General features: G+C 61.9%; 3 protein-coding genes. 2 read left to right on the forward strand and 1 reads right to left on the reverse strand.

What is annotated here, in order from left to right:
- The first annotated feature begins 42 nt into the window (after positions 1 to 42).
- The gene (locus EOA29_RS36090; protein ID WP_127222371.1) at positions 43 to 483 is read left to right on the forward strand and encodes a VOC family protein; all 441 of its coding nucleotides are present in this window, start codon (positions 43 to 45) and stop codon (positions 481 to 483) included.
- 128 nt (positions 484 to 611) lie between these two features.
- Positions 612 to 899 carry a DUF2218 domain-containing protein gene (locus EOA29_RS36095; RefSeq protein ID WP_127222372.1) on the forward strand — a complete coding sequence of 96 codons (288 nt, stop codon included), beginning with the start codon at positions 612 to 614 and terminating at the stop codon, positions 897 to 899.
- A 12-nt stretch (positions 900 to 911) separates the two neighbouring features.
- Here EOA29_RS36095 and EOA29_RS36100 read toward each other — a convergent pair whose 3' ends face one another.
- Positions 912 to 1,484 (reverse strand): DUF1697 domain-containing protein, encoded by a 573-nt coding sequence (locus EOA29_RS36100; protein WP_189350020.1) that lies wholly within the window; start codon positions 1,482 to 1,484, stop codon positions 912 to 914.
- Positions 1,485 to 1,534: the final 50 nt, after the last annotated feature.

The raw sequence follows: 1,534 nt of genomic DNA on the forward strand, positions 1-1,534 counted from the left end.
GCTCCTATGGTGCGCCGCAACGCAACCCGCGAGGAAACCGATATGCGCTATCTCCACACAATGGTCCGCATCGCCGACATCGATCAATCCCTCGATTTCTACTGCAACAAGCTCTGCCTCAAGGAAGTGCGCCGCTACGAGAACGAGCAGGGACGCTATACGCTGATCTTCCTCGCCGCGTCCGAGGACGAGCAGAGCGGCATCGCCGAGAAGGCGCCGCTGGTCGAGCTGACCTACAATTGGGATCCCGAAGAATACAAAGGCGGCCGCAATTTCGGCCACCTCGCCTATGAGGTCGACGACATCTACGCCACCTGCCAGAAGCTGATGGACAATGGCGTGACCATCAACCGGCCGCCGCGCGACGGCAACATGGCCTTCATCCGCTCGCCGGATGGCATTTCGATCGAGCTGCTGCAGAAAGGCCCGGCAAAGGCCAAGGCCGAGCCGTGGGCCTCGATGACGAACACGGGAAGCTGGTAGGCGTCAGCACACGCCCAGGAGCATGCCGGCAGGCCTGCCTATGGCGTTTCGCCGGGCGGTGCCTATCTATCCGCTTGTGGCGCCGGCCTTCCAGGCCGGCGTTTTTCTTGATCCACCAGGAGAATTCCATGCCGACCAGCCGCGCCGATGTCGCCACCGAGCACGCCAGCCGTTACCTGCAGCAGCTCTGCAAGCACTGGTCGCACAAGTTCCCGGTCGAATTCGACCCGCACCATGGCGCCATCCAGCTCTCGCTCGGCCGCACCGTGATGGATGCCGACGACAAGGCCCTTCATATTGCGGTCGCCGCTGATGACGTTGCCGCGCTCGAGCGGCTGGAAACCGTCGTCGCCGACCACATCAAGCGCTTCGCCTTCCGCGAGGAACTGACCTTCGACTGGCAAAAGGCCGCCTGAGCATATTCGGCTTCAGCCGCCGGCCTTGCCGGCCATGTCGAGCAAGGCAAGCACGCTGCGCCAGTTGCGCGCCGTGCCGGGCACCTTCAATGTGCGCGGGATGAGATTGGCGAAGACGGATTTGCCGACCCCATCCGGCGCGTGCAGGTAAAGCACGTCGCTCTTGATCTCGAAGCGCTCCGGGCCGGTGCATTTGTCCGCCAGCCGTTTGGCCTCTTCCGCGGTCGGCTCGCGTTCCAGTACGTAGGCGTGCAGCTTGGTCGGCTCGCCGGCAACTTCCGGATAGGGATTGTCCTTCACCAGTCGCTCGAACCATCCGGCATCACGGACCATGATGCGGGAATTGAACCCCCATTTCTTCTCGAAGGCGGCTTCGAGTTCTTTGGTCAGCGCTGCCGCATCGCCGTTTTTCGCGCGGAACACGACGTTGCCGCTTTGCACGTAGGTCGCGACGCCGGTGAAGCCGAGATCTTCGAAGAACGACTTCAGTTCCGCCATCTTGACGATGCGGTTGCCGCCGACGTTGATGCCGGAAAACAGCGCCACGAAAATCGCCCCTTTATCGTTTATTTTTGGCCCGCTCATATGATGAACCCCGCCAGCGTCTCGTTGTCGGTGATGTCCTGATACTGCAC

The sequence above is a fragment of the Mesorhizobium sp. M1E.F.Ca.ET.063.01.1.1 genome, from assembly GCF_003998155.1.
Classification (GTDB): Bacteria; Pseudomonadota; Alphaproteobacteria; order Rhizobiales; family Rhizobiaceae; genus Mesorhizobium.

Coding starts and splice junctions, on each gene's coding strand:
- EOA29_RS36090 (WP_127222371.1), top strand. CDS start 43: ATGCGCTATCTCCACACAATGGTCCGCATCGCCGACATCGATCAATCC.
- EOA29_RS36095 (WP_127222372.1), top strand. CDS start 612: ATGCCGACCAGCCGCGCCGATGTCGCCACCGAGCACGCCAGCCGTTAC.
- EOA29_RS36100 (WP_189350020.1), bottom strand. CDS start 1,484: ATGAGCGGGCCAAAAATAAACGATAAAGGGGCGATTTTCGTGGCGCTG.